Genomic DNA, 21,240 nt, shown 5'->3' with positions numbered 1-21,240 from the left:
AAGCTCCGTCGCGTGAAGCTACGACGCCTGACTGACAATCGTGCGTGTTGGAAACGGGATGTCGATATCCGCCTCGTCCAGCGCCTCTTTGACCTTGCGGGTCATGTCGGTGGTGAAGGCCAGATAATCGGTCCGGTCGCACCAGACCCGTACCAGAAAGTCGACGGAGCTGCCGCCGAGGTTGTTGACCTGAATGAACGGCTCTGGGTCGGTGTGGGCGCGCTCGTCGGCCATGATGGTGTCGCGGATGACCTGCTCGGCCTTGGCCAGATTGACGCCGTAGCCGACGCCGAAGGTCCATTCCGCGCGGCGGGTCGGGTAGACGGAGTAGTTGGTGATCGTGTTACCCCAGACCTCGGAGTTGGGGACGATCACTTGGGTGTTCGACGTGGAGGCCAGCTCGACATAGTTGAGGTTGATCTCCTTCACGGTGCCCATCTTGTCGTTGATCTCGACGAAGTCGCCCACCTTGATCGGGCGGAAGAACACCAGCATGACCCCTGCGGCCACGTTAGACAGCGTGCCTTGCAGCGCAAGGCCGATCGCCAGACCAGCCGCACCGATGGCGGCGACGATGGAGGTCGTCTGGATGCCGAAGGTGTTCAGGACAAACAGCACCGCGAAGGCCAGGATCACATAGCGGGCGAGGTTGGACAGGAAGTCGAAAAGCGTCTGGTCCAGTTTGGCGTGTCTCTCGCTCATCAGGCGGATGCGGCGGCTGACCCATCCCGACACCATGAAGGCGATCAGCAGGATGAAGATGGCGCTCAGGATGTTGCCGAGGACGGATACCATCATGTCGAGGGTCAGATAGTCGGCGATGCTCTTGCCGTTCCAGATTTCGGTATTCAGTAGGTCTTGCACTTAGTCCTCGTGTAGTCGGTCCATTATCCGCGCCAGCTTTATATCCAATAGGGAGAGCGCGTCTACATCATGGGTGGTCAAAGTGACCTCCACCTTGTTGTAGACGTTTGACCACTCTGGATGGTGGTTCAGCTTTTCCGCATGGATCGCGGCACGGGTCATAAACCCGAAAGCCTCTATAAAGTTCCGGAACTTGTAGGTTTTCGTGATGGCGTCGCGGTCGGAGGGCTGCGACCAGCCGTTTGCGAGCACGTCTTGCAGGTCGGTCTTGCGCTCGTCTGCGGTTAAAGCGTCGGTCATGGGTCTACCTCCTTGGCGGTTTTCTTGAAGGGGCCGTATTCGGTCATGATCTCGATATCCTCGTCAATGGCAGTCTTTTCGGCATGCAGGAATTGTTGCACAGCGTCGCGGAAGCCTTCGTCGGCGATCCAGTGCAGCGAGTGGGTTGCGACAGGCAGATACCCCCGCGCCAGTTTGTGCGCGCCTTGCGCACCCGCCTCGACGCGGGTCAGGCCGTGGGTGATCGCCCAGTCGATGGCTTGATAATAGCACAGCTCGAAATGCAGGCAGGGGTGGTCCTCCGTGCAGCCCCAATAGCGGCCGTAGAGTGTGTCGCGCCCGATGAGGTTGAGCGCGCCTGCGATGTAATGCCCGTCCCGTTCTGCGAGCAGCAGCAGCATGTCGTCGCGCAGGGTTTCCTGCGCCTCGTCGAAGAATGCGCGGGTCAGGTAGGGGGTGCCCCATTTGCGCGCGCCGGTGTCTTGGTAGAAGCGCCAGAAGGCGTCCCAATGCTCCGGCTGGATCTGGTCGCCGGTCAGGGCGTGGATGGTGCCGCCGAAAGCCTGCGCCTGCGCCCGTTCGCGGCGGATGTTCTTGCGTTTGCGGGCCGACAGCGAGGCAAGGAAGTCGTCGAAGGTCTTGTAGCCCTGCGACTCCCAATGAAATTGCTGGCTGATGCGGGGCATCAGGCCCATTTGCGCGCCCGCGTTGGCCTCGGCGTCGGTGCAAAAGGTGATGTGCAGGGATGACAGGTGGTTTTGCGCCGCCAGTTGCACGGCGCCTTGCACCAATGCGGATTGGCCGACAACCTCGAAGCCGGGTTTGACCAGCAGCCTGCGCCCCGTGGCGGGGGTATGTGGCACGGCCATTTGCAGCTTGGGGTAATACTGCCCACCCGCCCGCTCATAGGCGTGCGCCCAGTTGTGGTCGAAGATGTATTCGCCCTGCGAGTGGGTCTTGGCGTAAAGCGGCGCGGTGCCGATCAGGGTGCCGGTCTGGCGGGCCAGCAGATATTGCGGTTGCCAGCCGGTGCCAGCGCCGACCGAGCCGGAGCGTTCCAGCGCCAGCAAAAACCTGTGCGTGGTGAAGGGGTCGATGGGGCGCCCATTGGCGGCCTCGGGGCAGGCGCAGGCGTCCCAGTCGGCGGGGTCGATGCCGCCGAGGCTGGGGATCACACTGATCTCTATCTGCGTCTCCGCCCTATCATCGGTCCCGTCATGCATGGGTCAAAGATGGGGTGTGGGGGGCTAGGGTCAAGCGGGGATGAACCCTTCGAAAGTGATGTTGTCGGCCACTTCCAGCGCCTTGTTCGCCTGTGCTTGCGATTTGATCGTCCAGCACAGGATCGTGGCCCCTTGCGATTTCAGCTCTGCCACGCGGGGGCGGTTCAGGTCTTCGGCCTCGTGCGAGATGAAGCTGGAGCCGCTCCGCTCATAGTCGGGTATGTCGCGCAGACGGTCGCGGACATTGGCAGGCAATGTTGACCAATCGTCCGCGCTATAGGCGCTGGTCACCAAACCACGGGGGCGCTTCGGGGATAGATCGCCCATCATCGCCGTTGAATGGGGGTTGAACGACATTACCGCCGCGTCACCCTTGTAGCTGCGCAGCGCCTCCGCCACAGCCAGCTCCAGCGGGCCCACATTCGGGCCCATCGCGCCGTCCTGATCCTTCAGCTCGATCAGCAGCGGCACACGACCTGCGACCATGTCCAGCACGGCGGGCAGGTCGAAGATCGTGTCGTCGCTATCGCTAAGCGTCATGCCACGCACGGTTTCCGCGGTGCGGGTCTGGATCGGGCCGCCTTGGCTGGTCAGGCGCTTCATGTCGTAGTCGTGAAACACCATGGCCTGCGCGTCGAAGGACATCTGCACGTCCAGCTCGATCCCGTAGCCCGCGTCGATGGCTGCCTTGAAGGCGGACATGGAGTTTTCGATCACGCCCTTGGCGCGATTGTGAAGCCCCCGATGCGCCAGCGGACGGTCGAGGAACGCGGCTGGCAGCGTCATGATTTGATCTGGAAGATGCCTTCGATTTCAACGGCGACGTTGAACGGCAGCGCGCCCGCGCTGACGGCGGATCGCGCGTGCTTGCCGGCGTCGCCCAAGGCCTCCACAAGGAAATCCGATGCGCCGTTGATAACCTTCGGCTGGTCGGTGAAGTCGGGGGTGGAATTGACGAATCCTGTCAGCTTTACCACGCGCACAAGGCGGTCGAGATCGCCACCGCAGGCCGCTTTAACCTGAGTAAGAAGCGAAATGGCACATCTGCGGGCGGCGGCGACGCCGTCCTCGACACTCAGATCGGCACCGATTTTGCCGGTGATGAGGCCGTCAGGGCCTTGGCTGACCTGGCCGGAGATATAGACGATGTCGCCCACAATGACACTTGGCACGTAGTTGGCGGCAGGTGCAGGGGCGTCGGGCAGGGTAACGCCCAGTTCAGAGAGGCGGGCTTCGTAGTTGGACATGGAAAATCTCCGTTCAGGTCTCGCGGAATGCGCGGTTGAAGTAATCGGTAAACGGTTTCAGCAGATATGTCATCGGCGATCTGTCGGCGGTGCGGATGAACCCGTCCACGGGCATGCCCGGCACAAGGTCCACATCGCCAAGCCGGGACATTTCGCCTTCCTTCAGGGTCATCTCCACGCGGTAGAAGCTGCGGCCCGTGGTCTCGTTGCGGAAAGCGTCCCCCGAGATGGAGGAGATGGTTCCGAACACCTCTGGCGTGGTGCGGGCGTCGAAGGTCGAGAAGCGCAATGTGACGTCCTGGCCCAGGAATATTTCGTCGACATGGATCGGCTCCACCTCGCCGGTGATGACCATGGGGCGGTCCTGCGGGACGATGAACATCAGCGCTTCCGCGGGTTGGACGACCGCGCGTTCGGCAAAGACGGTCAGCCCGAAGATCAGGCCGGAGACAGGTGCGGTGATGTCGAGCCGCTCCAGCCTTTCGCGCAGCGACAGGCGTTTCTCGCGCAACTCGAACTCACGGTATTGCAGGTCGCGCAACTGGGTGATTGCCTCTTCGGTGCGCTGGGTGGCAAGGCGCAATATCTCTAGGTCGATCTCGGTGATGCGGCCCTCGCTTTCGGCGACCGACGCGGTCAATTCGCCAACAGTGCCGCGCAGACGGGCATCCTCGCGGCGCAGCGCCAGCACGCGGCTGGATTGCGCCAGGCCCTTGTCCAGCAAGCCCTGTTGCGCGGTCAACTCTTCCTGCAACAGGCTCAGCTGTGCCTCCAGCGCGTCTTGCTGGGCGCGAACACCGTCGACTTGGTTGGCGATCTGGGCTTTGCGCTTTTCCAGCTGTTCGATGGCCTGCGCCGCCGAAGTGGCGCGGGCTTGGAACAGGCGCTGTTGCCCGTCGATGAGTTCGTGAAGCTGCGGGCGGGTTTGTGCCGCGTCGAGCAACAGCGGGTCGAAGGTAATCTGGTCCGCACGATCACGTTCCGCTTTGAGCCTGCCGCTTCGGGCGATCAGCTCGAACAGTTGGCCTTCCACGATCAACAACTCGGAGCGCAGTCGGGTATCGTCCAGCCGCACCAGAAGGTCGCCTTTCTTGACGCGGTCGCCCTCGCGCACGGCGACTTGCGCGACCACCCCGCCATCGGGATGCTGGAGCACCTGCCGGTTCTGATCCACCTCGATACGCCCCGGCGCGATGATCGCGCCTGCGATGTTGGCCTTGACCGACCAGAAGCCGAAACCGCCGACCAAAACCAGCAATGCGATGATACCTAGAACCACGGGTCTGCGGGCAGACCACTTACGCTCGGTGCTCATGTGACGCCTCCCGGGCCGGGTTTCTGGGCTATGGTTGTGTGATTTGCGACCGTGCCTTTGAGCACTTCGTCACGTGGCCCGAATGCGCGGCGCAGGCCTTGGTCAAGCACCATCAACAACTCGCATTCCGCGATGGCCGAGGGGCGGTGCGCCATGATTATGACCGACCCGCCGCGCGCCTTCATGGCGCGGATGGCGGTGTTGAGCGCGTTGGAGCCGTCGTTGTCGAGGTTGGAATTCGGCTCGTCCAGAACCAGCAGAACCGGCTCCCCGAACAGCGCGCGGGCGAGGCCGATGCGTTGCAATTCGCCGCCCGACAGGCGCCCTCGCGTCGACGAGATCTGCGTGTCGTAGCCTTGCGGCTGGCGCAGGATCAACTCATGCGCGTCGGCCATTTGCGCGGCTTTGATGATCGCCTGAGGGTCGGCATCCTTTTGCAGGCGGGCGATGTTCTCGCCGATGGTGCCGTCAAACAGGGTGACCTTCTGCGGCAGGTATCCGATATGGCTGCCCAAGGTGTCCGGATCGTATTGATCCAGCGCCGCGCCACCCAGCCGGATCTTGCCCCCCGCGACCGGCCAGATGCCGGTTAGCGCCTTGGCCAAAGTGGACTTTCCGGCCCCCGACGGCCCGATGACGCCCATAGCCTGCCCGGCTGGAAGGTCGAAAGAGATCATCCGCAACGTCGCCTGCTTTTCGCCCGGCGGAATAACGGTGATCTGCTCGCCGCGCAAATGCGCCTCCGGCCTTGGTAGGGGCGTGTGCGCTGGCAGCTGGGAAACCTCGGTCAACAGCGCCTGAAGGCTTTGCCAGCCCATCACGGCGCGTTGCACAAGCGCCCATTGGCCGATTGCCAGCTCGATCGGGGCCAGCGCGCGGCCCAGCAGGATGGAGCCTGCAATCATCGCACCGGCGGTCATCTGGTTTTGCAGGACAAGATACGCGCCCAGTCCAAGCATGGCGGATTGCAAAAACAGCCGCAGCGTCTTGGTCGAGGCGGTGATCGCCCCTGCCCGGTCGGCCTTCTGCATGGACTTGGCAAGCGATTCCGAGCGGAGCTTCTGCCAGCGGTCGAAGCTGGCCTCCCGCATGCCGAGGCCCGCGATGATTTCGGTCTCATCCATGATTTCGTCGGACATGCGGTTGGCTTGTAGGCTGGACAGACCGGCTTCCATCTGGGGCTGGCGGGTCATGCGTTGGTTTACCAAGGTTAAAACCACCAGCAACGCGCCGCCTGCGACGGCCAAGAAGCCCAGCCACGGGTGAAAGATGAAAATCGCGGCCACGAAAAGCGGCGTCCACGGCATGTCGAACAGCGCCAGCAGGGCGGGCGACGACAGCAGTGTCTGCACGGATTCAAGGTCGCGCAGGCCGGTGTTGTTGTCGCCTGATCCGGGCGCGAGGTTCGTTTTGCGCAGCATTGCCGAGAATACCCGACGGTCCAGTTTGTCCTGAAAGCGGGCACCGATGCGCGACAGCACGCGCCCGCGGGCGTAGTCGAGAATGCCCATCATGCCGTAGAGAAAGGCCACCAGAACAGACAGGGCGACCAGCGTTTCCTCGGACCGCGATCCGAGTACGCGGTCGTAGATCTGCAACATATAGAGCGGGCCGGTCAGCATCAGCAGGTTGACGAAAATACTGAAGACGAAGGCCGCGAAAAATAGCGGGCGGCTTTCGCGGCGGGCGGCAAGCAGTTCGGCTTTGCCGAGGTGGTTCTTTTCTCTTCTCATGCGGAAGTCTTAACCTCATTTTGCATGGACCGCGCCAGCCTCTTGTGAAATCGCCAGTCGATTGTGCCCTTCAATCCTCAATCATCAAAAGATTGAGAATGGGTGTCCTCGACGTCTGGGATTCTATAACATCGTCTCATATAGCTCCACACTCTAGTCTGGGCTGCCGCTGATCGGGGGAATGATGAATAAAATGCTATATGCTTTATCCAAACGCGCGGGCGTGTTGCTCGCTGCGGCGGCTCTTGCAGGCTGCACGGCTGCGCCGATTGGCGTTGGCGTCAACGACCCCGTGGAGGCGCAAAACCGCAAGACGCATGCGGCCAACCGCGCCTTGGACAAGGTGTTCGTGCGCCCGGCATCGAAGGGTTACGGCAAGGGCGTGCCATCCCCCGTTCGCACGGGCGTGGCCAATTTTGCGTCCAACCTGAACCTGCCGGGGCAGGTGCTTAACAACCTTTTGCAGTTTCGTATCGAAAATGCAGGCCACAACACGTTCCGCTTCCTGGTGAACACGACGTTCGGTTTTGGCGGCTTGCTGGATGTCGCCACCGATGCGGGGCTTGAGAACCGCCGCACCGATTTCGGCGAAACGCTGCATGTCTGGGGCGCGCCGGAGGGGGCTTATGTCGAACTGCCGCTTATAGGGCCGTCGACCGAGCGTCACGCGGCTGGCCGTGTCGTCGACATCCTGATGAATCCGCTGAATTTTGCCACCGAAGGCTCGCTGCGCAGCGCATCGTCGGGTGCCAGCGTGGCCGCACGGTTTGGTGATCGCTACCGCTATTCCGATCTGGTAGACTCGGTTCTATATGAAAGCGAGGACAGCTACGCGCAGGCGCGGCTGCTGTATCTGCAAAACCGGCGCTTCAAGCTCTCGGGCGGGGCGCAGCCGGACTATATTGATCCATACGAGGACGTTTATGGTAGTGAATAATCTCTTTTCCCGTCGCACCTTCGTGGCAAGCATTGCCGCGCTGACTTTGCCGCTTCCCGCGTTTGCAATATCGGGCCCGGCCGCTGAGAGGCTGGTCCAAAGCGCGGTTGCCGACATCAACAGGATCATCGCGTCGGGCAAGTCCGAGAGCGCCATGATCCGCGATTTCGAGCGCGTCTTCGAGCGTTATGCCGACGTGAACATCATCGCGTTGACCACGCTTGGGCCAGCCCGCCGTAGTGCCAGCAATGCAGAGGTTGCGGCTTTTGTGCAGGCCTTCAAAGGCTATTTCACACGTAAATATGGCAAACGTTTCAACGAGTTCGTTGGCGGTCAGATTATCGTCGAAGGCTCCCGTGCGGCAAAAAGCAACGTCGAAGTTCAGTCCACCGCCAAGCTGCGCGGCTCCGCGCCGTTCAAGGTGACGTGGCTGGTGTCGGACAAATCCGGCAGCCCGAAAATCTTCAACATCATCATCGAGGGCGTGAACACGCTGACTTCCGAGCGGGCCGAAATCGGCGCGATGCTGGATCGTCGCCGTGGCGACATTAACGCATTGACCGCTGACCTCAGGAAGATGGGCTAGTTCCCGCCAAACAGTTGACCGAGCAGATTGCCCACGTCGCGGATGATCTGCTCGGTGACGTTCTCCAGATTTTGACCGCCGTTACCACGCGGGCTTCGTGCCACGCGGGGCTGCTGCTGGACAGGCTCGGGACGCGACACGCGCGGTGGGGTGGCGGGGCGGATCATCGGCAGCGGTTCCGCCGCAAGGCCGTCGGTGACCCGCACCATCGTCTCTTTCCAGATATCTGCCGGCAATCCTCCGCCGGTCACACCGTTCAGCGGGGTGTTGTCGTCATATCCCATCCAGACGCCGACCACATATTGCGCGGTGAAACCGATGAACCAGGCATCCTTTGAAGCACTTGTGGTGCCGGTCTTGCCCGCAACTTCGCGGTCGCCCAACTTGGCGCGTTGGCCTGTGCCGTCATTGACGACGCGGTACATCATATATGTCAGCTGACGCGCCGCATCCTCGGTTATGACCCGCTCGCCAAAGCCGCCATCCTGACCCATCAAGGCCTGGTTGTCGCCTTTCAGGCGTAATTCGCGGATGCCATAGGGTGACACCGCGCGGCCCCCGTTCAGGATGCCCGCGTAAGCGCCGGTCATTTCCAACAGCGTGCTTTCAGACGCCCCAAGCGCCAAAGCGGGACCGTTCGCCAGTTTATTGTCGATGCCGAAACGGGTGGCCACGTCGCGCACGTTGTCGCGGCCCACGGCCTCGGACACCTTCACTGCGACTGTGTTGATCGACTGCGCCAGAGCGTCCGTCAGCGTCATCTCGCCCTTGAAATTGCGGGTGTAGTTCTTCGGTGTGTAAGGGCCGGAGCCGGGGACATTGATGGTAAACGGTTCATCGACCACGACGCTGTCATACTGGAAGCCCAGATCCATCGCGGCGGCATAGACGAACGGCTTGAATGCCGAGCCGGTTTGCCGCTTGGCCTGCACCGCACGGTTGAAAGCACCCGACACTTTCGCCTGACGCCCGCCGACCATCGCCCGCACAGCGCCGTCTGCCGACATGACCACAATCGCGGCCTGCGCTTCGGAGCCTTCGCGCACCTTCTCGTCGAAGATGTAGTCCAGCGCGTCCTCCGCCGATTTTTGCAGTTTGGTGTCGAAAGTCGATTGGATCACCACATCTTCTGTGGTGTCGCTGGACAGGAAGCCCGGTGCCGTGTCCATGACCCAATCCACGAAATACCCGCCCGCCCGCGCTTGCGCAGTCTTGGATAGGGTGGCCGGGGCAGCGTTTGCCGCCGCTTCGTCGGAGGACGATATATAGCCCTGCTCCCGCATCAGTTTCAGCACGGTCGCCGCGCGGTCCTGTGCGCGTTGCAGGTTGTTGGTGGGGGAATAGACGGACGGGGCTTTCAAAAGCCCTGCCAGCATCGCGGCCTCCGGCACGCTGACTTGTGCCGCGTGCTTGCCGAAATAGACCTGCGACGCGGCCTCGAAGCCACGCGCGCCGCCGCCCAGATAAGCGCGGTTCAGGTAGACCGACAGGATATCATCCTTGGAATACTTCGCCTCCATCGCCATCGAATAGAGTGCTTCCTTGCCCTTGCGGGCCAGCGTCGTACGGCGGCAGTCGGCCTCGTAATCGGCTTCGTTCTTCCATTTTTTCGGGTCGTATTGCACGCCAAGGCACAAGAGCTTTGCCGTCTGCTGCGTCAGGGTAGAGCCACCATGCCCCTGCCACGGCTTTCGCCCTTCGCGCATGTTGATGCGCATGGCCGACGCGATCCCGCGGGGCGACAGGCCGAAATGCCAGTAGAAGCGTTTGTCCTCCGTCGCGATCACCGCGTTCTTCAGGGCAGGTGCCACCGATTCCGCGCGGATAGCGCCGCCGAAATTGTCGCCACGCCACGCAAACACCACGTTCTCGCGGTCCAGCACCGTGACAGAGCCACGGGTGCGACCGTCCAACAATTCCTCGACCGGTGGAAGCTGTGCGTAGGTATAGGCCACCGCGCCCACCAGCAGGACCGCAGCGACGGCGGCGATCCGCCATGTCAGCCGCCAGATAAGCCGGAAGGTCCACACGAACGGGAACAGAATCCAACCGATCAGCCCACGTTTCTTGGACGCAGCCTTGCGTTTGGTCACGCGCCGCTTCGGTTTGGCTTTTGGCTTCGGCTTCGCCGCAGCGGCCTTGCTATAGCGTTTTTCGGCCACCAATGGGGGCTTTTTACGTCCGGAATTGCTCATGTACCTGCGCTTCAAGGCTGCTTTTTGTCGGTTCAATATAGGGCGACACGACGCGGATGTGGAGGGGAAGTCTGCGCCATGTGCGTCTCATTTGTGCCTAATACGCAGGCATCGGCTGAAAATTGTGCAAAAATTCATGCCGCACGGCAGCATTCTGCGCCCTTTGGCTGCGTGCGCCGTTGCCGCGCGTCGTCTTTCCCCGCTGTCCTGTCGCTAGACGTGCCCCGCCTATCGGGGTGAAACCGAAGGGAAAGACAGTGAAACTGATCATTGCAGCAATCAAACCGTTCAAGCTGGAGGAGGTCCGCGAAGCGCTGACCGCCATCGGCGTGCGCGGGATGATGGTGACCGAGATAAAGGGCTTCGGCTCCCAGTCCGGTCACACCGAAATCTACCGTGGTGCGGAATACGCCGTGAACTTTGTGCCCAAGGTCAAGCTGGAGATCGCGGTGACCGCCGCCATGGCCGACCAGGTGGTCGAGACCATCACCACCACCGCGCGGACCGACAAAATCGGGGATGGCAAAATCCTCGTGCTGGACGTGACGCAGGCCGTGCGCGTGCGCACCGGCGAAACCAACGAAGATGCGTTGTAAGGGAACCCAACACATGAAACTCGCTCACATTCTACCCGCTGCCACGCTGATCGCGCTGCCAACCACGGGCTTTGCCCAAGACGTCAAAACCTTGCCGGTCGGCACGGAAATCGGCTTTATCTTCAACACCTTCATGTTCCTTGTCGCGGGATTCCTCGTGTTCTGGATGGCGGCAGGCTTCGCCATGCTGGAGGCAGGTCTGGTCCGCTCCAAGAACGTGGCGATGCAGTTGACCAAGAACATCGCGCTGTTCTCGCTGGCGGCGATTGCCTACTACCTTATCGGCTACAACCTCATGTATCCGGGCGACGGCTGGAGCATCAACGGTATCCTCGGCGCATTTTCCACCGCCTCGCTGGAACCCGTGGGCCTAGACGGGGCAGCGCCGGATCTGACCTACGCCTCCGTCGGCTCCGACTTCTTCTTCCAGCTGATGTTTTGCGCCACGACCGCGTCCATCGTGTCCGGCACATTGGCCGAGCGCATCAAGCTGTGGCCCTTCCTGTTCTTCGTCATCGTGCTGACCGCGTTCATCTACCCTATTCAGGCGTCGTGGAAATGGGGCGGTGGCTTCTTGCAGGAAGCGGGCTTTCAGGACTTCGCAGGCTCGACAGTGGTTCACTCCGTCGGTGGCTGGGCGGCTCTGGCTGGCGCTTTGATCCTCGGACCACGTATCGGCAAATACAAAGACGGCCGCACGGTGCCGTTCATGGGCTCCAACCTGCCGCTGGCCACGCTGGGCACATTTATCCTGTGGCTCGGCTGGTTCGGCTTCAACGGCGGCTCGCAGCTCTATATGAACACCGCGGGAAATGTGGGCGACATCAGCCGCATCTTCGCCAACACCAACACCGCTGCCGCCGGTGGTGCGGTCGCGGCACTGATCCTGACGCAGCTGCTTTATAAGAAGGTCGACCTGACCATGGTGCTTAACGGTGCGCTGGCCGGTCTGGTGTCCATCACCGCAGAGCCGCTGGCGCCCACGCTGGGTGCGGCTACGCTGATCGGTGCAGTGGGCGGTGTGATTGTGGTCTTCGCGGTGCCGTTCCTCGACAAGCTGAAGATCGACGATGTGGTCGGTGCGATCCCGGTTCACCTGTTCGCAGGCATCTGGGGCACCCTCGCCGTGGTCCTGACCAATGATGCGGCAAACATCGGCACGCAGCTTTACGCGATCCTTGTGGTCGGGGCGTTCGTATTCGTCCTGTCCGGCGTGATCTGGGTGGTGCTGAGGGCTGTCTTCGGCATCCGCGTCACCGAGGAGGAAGAGGTCATGGGGCTCGACATGGCAGAGCTGGGGATGGAGGCCTACCCCGAGTTCACCAACTGACCCAAAGAAAAAGGGCGCGGCCAAATGGCTGCGCCCTTCGCTATTCCGAACTGGAAACCGGCTTAGACGGTTTCTTTGATCCAGCCTTCAAATGCCGATTTCGGGGCAGCGCCCACGCGGTTCGAGACCACTTCGCCGTCCTTGAACATGAACAGCGCAGGGATGGAGCGAACGCCAACGGCGGCGGCGGCGTTCGGGTTTTCGTCGATGTTCACTTTGACGATTTTCACCTTGCCTTCATACTCGGCGGACAGCTCTTCCAGAGCGGGGCCGATCTGCTTGCAAGGACCGCACCATTCGGCCCAGAAATCGACCATAACGGGAATGTCGGAATTGCGCACTTCGGCGTCGAAAGTTGCATCGGTAGCTGCGACGGTGGCCATATCTAGCCCTCCAAACTGTGTGTAAATTACGTTGGTTGGAACGTAGGTAGCCCTGCGGGGCGCGTCAAGATGTATGGGTTGCGACCAGTGCATGCCTCACGATGTCGTGCGGAAGTGTCATAAGTCGGGCGTTCTGGGTCCAAAGGATTGCCACCTCTACAGATTTTTGCGGGTAGAGCTGTTCCAGCATCTCCAGATACGCGCCCATCTGCGCCAAGATTCCTGATGGTGTTTTTTCGGGTGCATCCGGCACCACGACATTCGACTTGAAGTCCACGGCGAGGATTCGGTCGTCGTCGATGATCAGCCGGTCAATCGTCCCCAACATTGCGCGACCATCCAGCGAGGGCAGTTTGGCGGTCAAAGTAACCTCCGCCAACGTGCCTGTTGCGAAGATATGCGCGACCGAAGGCTCCGCCAAAACGGTCTGCGCCAGGGGCAACAAGTCCTCGTCGTTCGGGCCGTAGCGCCCCAGCCGGTTTGCCAGATCCATCGCGTCGGGCGCGTGCGGCAGATGTTCCAGCAAGCGGTGCAATGCGGTGCCGCGCGCCTTGGCGTCCTCTTCCGATAAGGCCACGCCGCTGGGGTCGGGTAATGCCTTCGGGCCATCCAGCTTCGAGGGCGAAAGCGGCTCTAACACGGGCTCAGGCATCGCCGCTTTCACCTCCGCCCAAGCGGGCAGCGCGGTGCGTTGCGGCGCGGCTTCCGAATCGCGTCGGGGCAAATCTTCAGGCCATTGCAAATGCTCCAGCCGCCCGTCGACCGCACCCGCCTTGGCCATCCCGGCCTCCGCCACCGCATACCAGCCGCCGTCCTCCAGCTTGGCGGGCTTGCCCGCGCCGCAGATAATCAGCCAGCTTTCCGCCCGCGTCATCGCCACGTACAGCAGCCGCATCCGCTCCTCGCGCTGACGTGTCTTGATCTGCTCAGCCAACTCCACCTGCGCAGGCGGCATGTCGTCGGACTTGGCCTTCCACAAGGCCACCCCGTCGCGGTTCAGCACGTCATCACGGACCGAGTTTCGCATCTGCCCCGTATCCGGCAAAATCACGATCGGCGCTTCCAGACCCTTGGCCCCGTGCACCGTCATCACCCGAATAGCATCGCCCGCGCTGTCCATCTGGCGTTTGATCGTCACCTCGTCGCGGGCCAGCCATTCCAGAAAACCCGTCAGTGACGGGATGTCCGCCCGCTCGTAGGCCATCGCCTGATCCAGCAGCGCGGCGATGCCTTCGTCGGCCTCCACCCCAAGCCGCGCCAGCAACTTTTCGCGGCCATTGTGGCGGGTCAGCACCCGCTCCAGTAGGTCGTACGGGCGCAGGTAGTCCGCACTGTTTCGCAGGTCACGCAGCATCTCGCTCACATGCGCAAAGCGGTCTTTCTGCTCCTCCAAAGCGCGCGTCAGATAATTTGGGCGTCCATGAGCAAGGTCGAACAACTCCCCTTCCGACAGCCCGCATAAGGGGGAGCGCAGCACGGCGGCCAGCGACAAGTCATCCTCAGGCGTCGCCAGATAGCGCATTAGCGCGGTCAGGTCTTTCACCCCAAGCTCCGCCCCGATCCGAAGCCGGTCCGCGCCCGCCATAGGTAGGCCTGCGTCCTTACAAGCGCGGATAATCTCGTGGAACAGGGTCGATCTGCGCTGCACGAGGATCAGGAAATCCCCCGCCTCGATCCGGCGGGTTTCCTGCACATCGCGCCCGTCCACGCGCTTCACCTCGGTGATCTGGCCGTGCAGCAAGCGATCCTTGATCGTCGCCGCAATTTGACGCGCCAGAATGACGGAGTGGTGGTCGTCGCCCACCGTATCGACCGGATCAAACCAGTCCTTCTTTTCAGCCTTTTCGGTCTCGTCGACCCAGTCCCACAGGTCGACCCGTCCGGGCAGGTCTTGCTTGAAGGCCACATGTTCCACCCGGTCGCCCATGCCACGCATCAGATCGCCGGTGAAACTGGCGTCAACCAGACCCAAAACCGCCTTGGAAGACCGGAAAGAGTGCAACAAGTCCTGCCGCTGCAACGGCTGCCCGATGGCGGTCAGGGCTTCGTCGAAATGGGCGCGCATGGCTTCGAACGCGTCGGGGTCCGCGCCTTGGAACGAGTAGATCGACTGCTTCTGATCGCCCACGACAAAGATCGTTCGCTCTGTGTCTGCCCGCGCGCCTTGGCCTGCCGTGAATTCCTGCGCCAGCAGACGCACGACGTCCCATTGGCGCGGCGCGGTATCCTGCGCCTCGTCCACCAGAATGTGGTCAATGCCGCCATCCAGCCGGAACAGCACCCAAGCCGCGACGCTGGGGTCGGTTAAAAGTCCCCGCGCCTTCAGGATCAGGTCGTCAAAATCCAGCCATGCCCGCGCCTGTTTGCGCGCCTCCAGCAGCGGCAGGTAAGCCCGCGCGAAGCTGTGCAGCGCTACGGTGCGGTGGTGCGCGGCCAATGCCTGCCGCATGGGCCGCGCTTCGCTAACGCGCATCCGAAGCGCGTCGAAAGGGTCTAACAACGCCCCAAATGCCTCTTTCGCCGCTTTGGTCGGCGGGTGAGACTTCGGCAGCCCCGCCGACTTGCCTGACGCGCTCAGGAACAATCCCTCCAATTGCGCGAGCAACGCCAGATTGGGGGCCGAGCAGTCGAGCAATGCCAAATCGCGCCCCAGCTTGGCGTCCGTCTTGCCGGTGCAGGCCTGCAACACAGCGGCGATGTCGCGCAACATTGCCGCCTCGTCCCCGTGAAACACCGCGTCAAGGATCGTGGCCTCCGTCACGCCTTCGCCCAAGCCTCCGGCCTGCCGCAATTCCGCCTCGGACACGGGCGCGTCAAACAGCTCCTCCCGCCCCAGAACTTCCTGCAAGAACCCGTCCAGCTCCGCGCCGGTGAAGTGCCGTGCCAGCGCCGCCATCGCGTCCGGTTCGCGCAGTGCGATTTCTTCCATGACCTCTTCGCGCAGCGCTTTTGCTGCGCGGTCGTCCATCTCGGTGAATGCGGGCGACACGCCGGCCTCCAGCGGGAACCGCCGCAGCAGAGACGCGCAGAACGAGTGGATCGTCTGGATCTTCAACCCGCCCGGCGTCTCGATCGCCTTGGCGAACAGGCGCCGCGCTTCCGACAGCACGTCCGGCGCAATCTCCGACGCGCCCAAGGCCGTCAAGCTGTCGCGCAATTCGGCGTTAGGCATCATCGCCCAGTCGCCCAAGCGCTGGAACAGGCGGTTCTGCATCTCGGACGCCGCGGCTTTTGTATAGGTCAGGCACAAAATCCGCTGCGGCGGCACGCCGTCGAGCAGCAGCCGCGCCACGCGGTCGGTCAGCACCCGCGTCTTGCCCGAGCCCGCATTGGCGGCAAGCCATGTGGACGCCTTCGGGTCGGCTGCGGCGACCTGCGCCTGTGTTGCCGCGTCACGCTTCATTGACCCACCTCCTGCGCAACCGCGTCGTCGGTTTCGTCCCATTCGCCAAAGCGGGCGAGGTGGTCGTAGTTCTGCTCCCACCGCGTCTCGAACACCGCGCGGCGGGCGGAATAGCCCTTGTCCGGCTCCATATAGGCGCTGATCAGCGTGACCAGTTCCGCCCACACCTTGTCCAGATCGCCATGCTCAAACCGCTCGCCTTCTTGCTTGGGGTCAGAGCCCAGCCCGATATAGTCCGCTCCCAGCACTTTGCGCCGTGTTAGACCCTTAAATCCGTCCCGATCCGCAATCGCGGCCAGCAGTGGAAGCTGCTTGTTGAAGTGTTCGCGCTGTGGCTTCGTGGGCAGGCTGCCGGTCTTGTAGTCATACAAAAACAGCGCCCCGTCGCTGGCCTCGTCAATGCGGTCGGCGCGGCCTTCCAGCGTGAAATCCATCCGGTCCAGCGTCACGCCGCCCTTGTCCTCCTGCCGCAACGGGCGGGCATACTGGCGGCGGGTGCGCTCGGTGTCGACGAACCACGGCGCGACGCGGGCGAGCTTGGCCTGCCACATCGCGCGGGTCGCGGGCCACGGGACCATTTCGTCGAATACCTCGTCCGCCATAACGACCAGCTTTTGCACCGCGTCATCCGGCAGATGGGTCGCCGTTTCCTTGATAAAGCGGTCCAGCACCTCATGCAGCGCCAGCCCGCGAAGCGGCGCGTCGGCGGAGGCGTGGAGCGGATCGAGCGGTTTCAGCTGCAACACGTAGCGGGCGTAGACGGCGTAGGGGTCGCGGATCAGGGTCTCGATCTGCGTCACGGGCAGCTTCTTCGGGCGAGCGGTCAGCGGCGGGATCGGGGAGGGACGCTGCGCAGGCGGCACTTCCATACGTGGATGGTCCAGCGCTGCGGCCAACTCCAGCCACTTCGCCCCACGGTCCAGCATCGCATCCCTTGCGCCGCGGCCCTGATCCAGCCCGCCCAGCAAGTTGGTCAGCCGGTTGATCCAGCGCGACGGCACGGTTTCCGCCTCCGCATCGCGCTTGGCGCGGGTCAGCCACACCTCCGGCGCGGCGATCGCCTGCTGGAAGTCATGCGCCGACAGCCCGATACGACGGTCGGGCAAGAGCAAACCAGCATCGCGGCGCATCTGGCGGTTGAGCCACGGGTCAGGACTGGGCAATTCCGGCCAGATGCCGTCATTCAGCCCCGCCAGAATGACCATGTCCGCGCCTTGCACCCGCGCCTCCAAGGTGCCCCAAATCATGATGCCGGGATGGGGCGCTTTCGGGTCGCGGACCTCGTGCTGGTTCAGCACGAAATGGATCAGGTCGCCATAGGCCGCGCAGTCCAGCTCGCCCCCGGCCTCAGCCGCGTCGCGCAACGCGGTGACGGCTTTGGTGGCTTCCTCGCCCGTGGGTTTTTCCCAAAGCGTGCCTGCGCCGGCTTGATCCGGCCCCGCGCAGAGCCGTTCGGTCAGGGTGATATGCTGCTCCAGAAGTTCCGGCAAAGGGGCCGTATCGCAAGTCGCCAGAGCGTCCAGAATATCCCATAGCCACGTGATCCAGGCCTGCACGCCGTCATCCGACTTGCGCTTCGCCTCCCTATCCAAAACGTTTCGACGGGTCGGAAACGGGGGGCCGCCGCGCAGCAGCTTCAGTTCCATATCGCGGGTGTGTTTCAGGTGGTCGCCACGGTCGTTCCGCGCCACCAGCGGGTGCTTCAACAAAGCCAGCAACTTGTCCGAAGGCAGCGTGCGCCCCATCAGCTCCGCCGTTTGCCGCAATATCCGGCCGCTTGGTGTCTGGGGCAAGGGGATGCCCGCGCTGTCGTCCGGCTCGATCCCCCAGCGTTGCAGCGCGGCGGTGACCTGCCGCGTCAGCATCCGGTCTGGCGAGATCAGTGCGGCGCTCTGCCCGTCCTCCGCCGCCTTGCGCAGCCGCAGGGCAATTGCCAGAGCTTCAAGGCGCGGGGTCGGGGCTTCGATCAGGGTCACGTCACTTGCAGCGACGCCCAACTTTCGCAGCTTTGGCCCCTCGACAAGCCACTCGTCCGTGACCGGCGCAGGCCGCAGCGCCAGCGACACCAGCGCGTTGCGATCAGGCTGCGCGGGGGGCGTGTCATCCCAAAGCGGCACGTCCTTCGCAGGCAGGTCCAGCGCGCGCAACAAGGCGTGGAAGCGGTATTGCGGATGGTCCTCGCTCGTCATGGCGTCGTCGAGCTGATCCCACGCGGTTTCCGGCATATCAGTGTCGAATCCTGGCAAAACCAACGCACCCTGAGGCAGCTTCGCCACCGCCTCCATCAGCAGCCGCGTGGTGCCGCGCGAGCCGGTGGAGCCCGCGATGATCACCGGATGCTCCGGCGGCGTGTCCTGCCACTGCGCAATCATCCGGCTGACGACAACCCGCTGGCGGGCTTCCGCATTCAAAGGTGCGTCCGCGGCGAAAAACTGGGTCACGAGACTCAGGAATTTCCGGCTTCGCTCCCAATGTGCCGAATGCCGGTCCACATCCAGATCGGCCAGTGTGTCGGGGTGAACGCCCTCGCCCTGCAACTCTTCCATCAGCGCGGCAAGGCTGTCGGCCAGATCGAACACATGAGCGCGGGAGGCCACATCGGGCTCCGCTTCGATCAACCCGCGCACCAGTTGGGCCAGTTCCAGCCGCCGCGCCAGCGGGTTCACCGCGTCGGGCAGGTCGCCGATGTCGTCACGTCCCAGATCGGTGATAAGCCGCAGCTTCGGCAGGAAACTCGCGCCACTCTGCGCAAACAACTCGCGGATGCGGCGCTGCATTCGGGCGGTGTTCACCAGCAATTCCACCTGCGCCATGTCATGGGGCGCGGCCCCCGCCATGCGGTCGCGCAGGCCTTTGACCAAAGCGGCGGGGAAGTCGACACCCGGCGGCAGCGCAAAGACGCGAGGGTGGTCTGTGGGATCAAACATTTGTGTGCCGCTCCAGCATGTTCTCGGCCAATCCGATGCCCTCCGGTGTGCCGACATCGGCCCAGTAGCCGGGGTATTCGACGCCGAACAGCACGCCTTCGGCCAGCATCTGGTCCCAGAGAATATTCAGCGAGAAACTCTCGGAATCGACCCTGGCCAGCCCGTCCGTGTGCAGCACCTGCGCACCCGTGTAGACCATGCCGCCCGCATCACGCGTCAGCCGTCCGCCCGCACCGGCGGCAAAGTTGCCCGCCCGCGTGTAGCCGACCGTGCGTTCCAAGGGTACGAGCAGCAGCAACGCGCCCATCCGCTCTGGTCGCCACACCGCTCGCAGGCACTCCAACGGGTTCGGGCCTGCCCACACGGCGTCCGAGTTCAAGGTAAACACCGGCCCCTGACCCAATCGCGGCAATGCCGCTTTCAACCCGCCGCCCGTGTCGAGGATGTCCGGTTGCTCGACCACCACCTCCGCGCGGTCGCCCACATGGTCCGCAACCATCTCCGCCTTGTAATGCGCGTTTACCACCGCACGGAGGCCTGCCGCGTGGGTCTGCTCCAACGCGTGATCCAGCAAAGCGCGGCCCGCGACTTCGATCAGCGGCTTGGGGCGGTCCTTGGTTAACGCTCCCATTCGTGTGCCAAAGCCCGCGGCGAATACCATGGCGGAGGTCGGCTCATCCATGCCGTGCCGCCTTGATGCGGGCGACGATCTTGGCGTCGGGCGGCGGAATATGCGCGGCGATGAACGCCTGCAATTCTGCCAGCGCGGGGTGGCTGAGGTCGTCCACAAGGTTGCGCCAGACACGCGGCATCAGATCGGGGTAGCCCGATTTGCCGTCGCGCACGCAAAGCCGCGCGAACACGCCCATGATCCGCAAGTTGCGCTGCGCCGAGCACGCCGCATAGGCGGCGGCAAAATCGTCCGCATCCACGCCGGTCTGGCCAACGTAGTAGGCCAGCATGTCGCGCTGCACATCCGCCGCCACATCGCGCCGCGCGTCTTTCAGCAGCGAGGCCAGATCATAGGCGGGATGTCCCAGCATCGCGTCCTGGAAGTCCAGCAGGCCGACACGGGCAGCCCCGTCACGTTTGGGTAGCCACAACAGGTTTTCGGCGTGGTAGTCGCGTTGCACCAGCACCGGCTGGCCCGTCATCAGACGCGCCAGCATGTCTCGCACCAGCGTGTCATAGTTCTTGCGCAAGGCGTCCGGCTTCGCGGCGCCCGTCGCGTTCGGCAAATACCAGTCGGTCAGCAGCATGGCGGTGGTTGCCATGGCCTCCAGATCATACGGAGCAAGCGCAGGTGGCGGGGCGTTCTGCGCCACGATCAGCGCGTCGATGGCGGCTTGGTAAAGTTGCGCTTCCAGCGCAGGCTGGCGTTCCAGAACGCGGGCGAACAGGTCGTCGCCAAGGTCTTCGATCAGCAGGAAGCCATGCGCCACGTCTTCGGCATAGATCATCGGCGCGCTGAGGCCCAGGTCGGTCAGATGCCGCGCGATGGCAGTGAAGGGGCGGACGTCCTCGCCCTTTTCCGGCGGCGCGTCCATCAGCACGGCGGGCGGCAAGCCGTCCTTATGCACGCGGTCATACTTGCGGTTCGAGGCATCGCCCGCGAGGGGCGTCTGCTCCGCGCCGTGCCAGTCGGTCGACGCAAGAAAACCCTGCGCCAATTCGTGCCGCTCGTTGGTCATCTGGAAAGGCTCTCCGTCGCGCGGCGCAAGCGCGCGACCAGTGTTTCAGGACCGCTGATGCGCGCGGAACGTCGGTCCGGGTTCTGGGGATCAGGCGTCAGGTTCAGCGTCACCGCACCCTTCGGGTGCAGGCCGCCGAGCCGGTCCGGCCATTCAATCAGGCACAGCGCAGTCTCGAATGCCTGATCCAGACCCAGCTCGATCAACTCGTCAGGGTTTGTCAGGCGGTAGAGATCGGCGTGCCAGACCTCCAGCGGACCCAGATCATAGGTCTGCACCAAGGTGAATGTCGGCGACGGCACGTCTTCCACGCCGCCGTGTCGGGCCATCAAATTCTGGATCACCGACCGGGCGAAAAAGCTTTTGCCTGCGCCAACCGGGCCTTCCAGCAGGATGCAGAGACCGGGCATCGCCAGATCGGCGAAGGCCCGTGCCATTGTGCTGGTATCATCGGTGTCGCGCAGCTGCACGGTCAGCTCGGACTGTTCGGCGGACGCTTCGTTGGGGGCTGGGGCGGGTGACGTCATATGG

At 63.1% G+C, this 21,240-nt stretch carries 18 protein-coding genes; 4 read left to right on the top strand and 14 right to left on the bottom strand.

What is annotated here, in order from left to right; translation table 11 throughout:
* Nucleotides 1-18 precede the first annotated feature (18 nt).
* Genes THALAR_RS15260 through THALAR_RS15230 form a run of 7 tightly spaced genes read right to left on the bottom strand, consistent with a single transcriptional unit; the run spans nucleotide 19 to nucleotide 6,661 of the window.
* Nucleotides 19-864, bottom strand: a complete 846-nt coding sequence (locus THALAR_RS15260; protein WP_021102491.1) for a mechanosensitive ion channel family protein — start codon at nucleotides 862-864, stop codon at nucleotides 19-21.
* The gene (locus tag THALAR_RS15255; RefSeq protein ID WP_021102490.1) at nucleotides 865-1,164 is read right to left on the bottom strand and encodes a 4a-hydroxytetrahydrobiopterin dehydratase; all 300 of its coding nucleotides are present in this window, start codon (nucleotides 1,162-1,164) and stop codon (nucleotides 865-867) included.
* Nucleotides 1,161-2,366, bottom strand: a complete 1,206-nt coding sequence (locus THALAR_RS15250) for a GNAT family N-acetyltransferase (RefSeq protein ID WP_021102489.1) — start codon at nucleotides 2,364-2,366, stop codon at nucleotides 1,161-1,163. The genes THALAR_RS15255 and THALAR_RS15250 overlap by 4 nt, the downstream gene beginning before the upstream one ends.
* 30 nt (nucleotides 2,367-2,396) lie before the next feature.
* The gene (locus tag THALAR_RS15245) at nucleotides 2,397-3,152 is read right to left on the bottom strand and encodes a glycerophosphodiester phosphodiesterase family protein (RefSeq protein WP_021102488.1); all 756 of its coding nucleotides are present in this window, start codon (nucleotides 3,150-3,152) and stop codon (nucleotides 2,397-2,399) included.
* Nucleotides 3,149-3,613 carry a RidA family protein gene (locus THALAR_RS15240; RefSeq protein ID WP_021102487.1) on the bottom strand — a complete coding sequence of 155 codons (465 nt, stop codon included), beginning with the start codon at nucleotides 3,611-3,613 and terminating at the stop codon, nucleotides 3,149-3,151. Before THALAR_RS15240 ends, THALAR_RS15245 begins: the two co-directional genes overlap by 4 nt.
* A 13-nt stretch (nucleotides 3,614-3,626) precedes the next feature.
* Entirely contained in the window at nucleotides 3,627-4,928 is a 1,302-nt protein-coding gene (locus tag THALAR_RS15235) for an HlyD family type I secretion periplasmic adaptor subunit (protein WP_021102486.1), read from the bottom strand.
* The gene (locus THALAR_RS15230; RefSeq protein ID WP_021102485.1) at nucleotides 4,925-6,661 is read right to left on the bottom strand and encodes a type I secretion system permease/ATPase; all 1,737 of its coding nucleotides are present in this window, start codon (nucleotides 6,659-6,661) and stop codon (nucleotides 4,925-4,927) included. Before THALAR_RS15230 ends, THALAR_RS15235 begins: the two co-directional genes overlap by 4 nt.
* A gap of 193 nt (nucleotides 6,662-6,854) precedes the next feature.
* Between THALAR_RS15230 and THALAR_RS15225 the strand changes: the two genes are divergently transcribed.
* Nucleotides 6,855-7,598 (top strand): MlaA family lipoprotein, encoded by a 744-nt coding sequence (locus THALAR_RS15225; RefSeq protein ID WP_040818994.1) that lies wholly within the window; start codon nucleotides 6,855-6,857, stop codon nucleotides 7,596-7,598.
* Entirely contained in the window at nucleotides 7,585-8,184 is a 600-nt protein-coding gene (locus THALAR_RS15220) for an MlaC/ttg2D family ABC transporter substrate-binding protein (protein ID WP_021102483.1), read from the top strand. The genes THALAR_RS15225 and THALAR_RS15220 overlap by 14 nt, the downstream gene beginning before the upstream one ends.
* Here the strand turns inward: THALAR_RS15220 and THALAR_RS15215 are convergent.
* Nucleotides 8,181-10,379, bottom strand: a complete 2,199-nt coding sequence (locus THALAR_RS15215) for a transglycosylase domain-containing protein (protein ID WP_021102482.1) — start codon at nucleotides 10,377-10,379, stop codon at nucleotides 8,181-8,183. The two genes, THALAR_RS15220 and THALAR_RS15215, sit on opposite strands and share 4 nt — an antisense overlap.
* A gap of 257 nt (nucleotides 10,380-10,636) precedes the next feature.
* On the opposite strand from THALAR_RS15215, the gene THALAR_RS15210 reads away from it, so the two are divergent.
* Together THALAR_RS15210 and THALAR_RS15205 are read left to right on the top strand one after the other, a co-directional pair.
* Nucleotides 10,637-10,975: a P-II family nitrogen regulator gene (locus THALAR_RS15210; protein WP_021102480.1), complete on the top strand. Its 339-nt coding sequence runs from the start codon at nucleotides 10,637-10,639 to the stop codon at nucleotides 10,973-10,975.
* Nucleotides 10,976-10,988: 13 nt separating this feature from the next.
* The gene (locus THALAR_RS15205) at nucleotides 10,989-12,305 is read left to right on the top strand and encodes an ammonium transporter (protein ID WP_021102479.1); all 1,317 of its coding nucleotides are present in this window, start codon (nucleotides 10,989-10,991) and stop codon (nucleotides 12,303-12,305) included.
* A 62-nt stretch (nucleotides 12,306-12,367) separates the two neighbouring features.
* Here the strand turns inward: THALAR_RS15205 and trxA are convergent, their stop codons facing one another.
* The 6 genes from trxA to tsaE form a co-directional block, all read right to left on the bottom strand.
* A complete protein-coding gene (trxA, locus tag THALAR_RS15200; protein WP_021102478.1) occupies nucleotides 12,368-12,688 on the bottom strand; it encodes a thioredoxin in 321 nt (106 codons plus the stop codon).
* Between the two features lie 64 nt (nucleotides 12,689-12,752).
* Nucleotides 12,753-16,091 (bottom strand): double-strand break repair helicase AddA, encoded by a 3,339-nt coding sequence (gene addA, locus THALAR_RS15195; RefSeq protein WP_021102477.1) that lies wholly within the window; start codon nucleotides 16,089-16,091, stop codon nucleotides 12,753-12,755.
* Nucleotides 16,088-19,018 carry a double-strand break repair protein AddB gene (gene addB / locus THALAR_RS15190; RefSeq protein WP_021102476.1) on the bottom strand — a complete coding sequence of 977 codons (2,931 nt, stop codon included), beginning with the start codon at nucleotides 19,016-19,018 and terminating at the stop codon, nucleotides 16,088-16,090. Before addB ends, addA begins: the two co-directional genes overlap by 4 nt.
* A complete protein-coding gene (locus THALAR_RS15185) occupies nucleotides 19,011-19,700 on the bottom strand; it encodes a nucleotidyltransferase family protein (protein ID WP_021102475.1) in 690 nt (229 codons plus the stop codon). The genes addB and THALAR_RS15185 overlap by 8 nt, the downstream gene beginning before the upstream one ends.
* A complete protein-coding gene (locus tag THALAR_RS15180) occupies nucleotides 19,693-20,709 on the bottom strand; it encodes an aminoglycoside phosphotransferase family protein (RefSeq protein WP_021102474.1) in 1,017 nt (338 codons plus the stop codon). Before THALAR_RS15180 ends, THALAR_RS15185 begins: the two co-directional genes overlap by 8 nt.
* Complete coding sequence (gene tsaE / locus THALAR_RS15175) at nucleotides 20,706-21,236, bottom strand: tRNA (adenosine(37)-N6)-threonylcarbamoyltransferase complex ATPase subunit type 1 TsaE (protein WP_021102473.1); 531 nt, start codon at nucleotides 21,234-21,236, stop codon at nucleotides 20,706-20,708. The genes THALAR_RS15180 and tsaE overlap by 4 nt, the downstream gene beginning before the upstream one ends.
* Between the last annotated feature and the right edge of the window lie 4 nt (nucleotides 21,237-21,240).

It is taken from the genome of Litoreibacter arenae DSM 19593, assembly GCF_000442275.2.
GTDB classification, from domain to species: domain Bacteria; phylum Pseudomonadota; class Alphaproteobacteria; order Rhodobacterales; family Rhodobacteraceae; genus Litoreibacter; species Litoreibacter arenae.
This window is presented reverse-complemented; position numbering and strand designations above follow the sequence as displayed.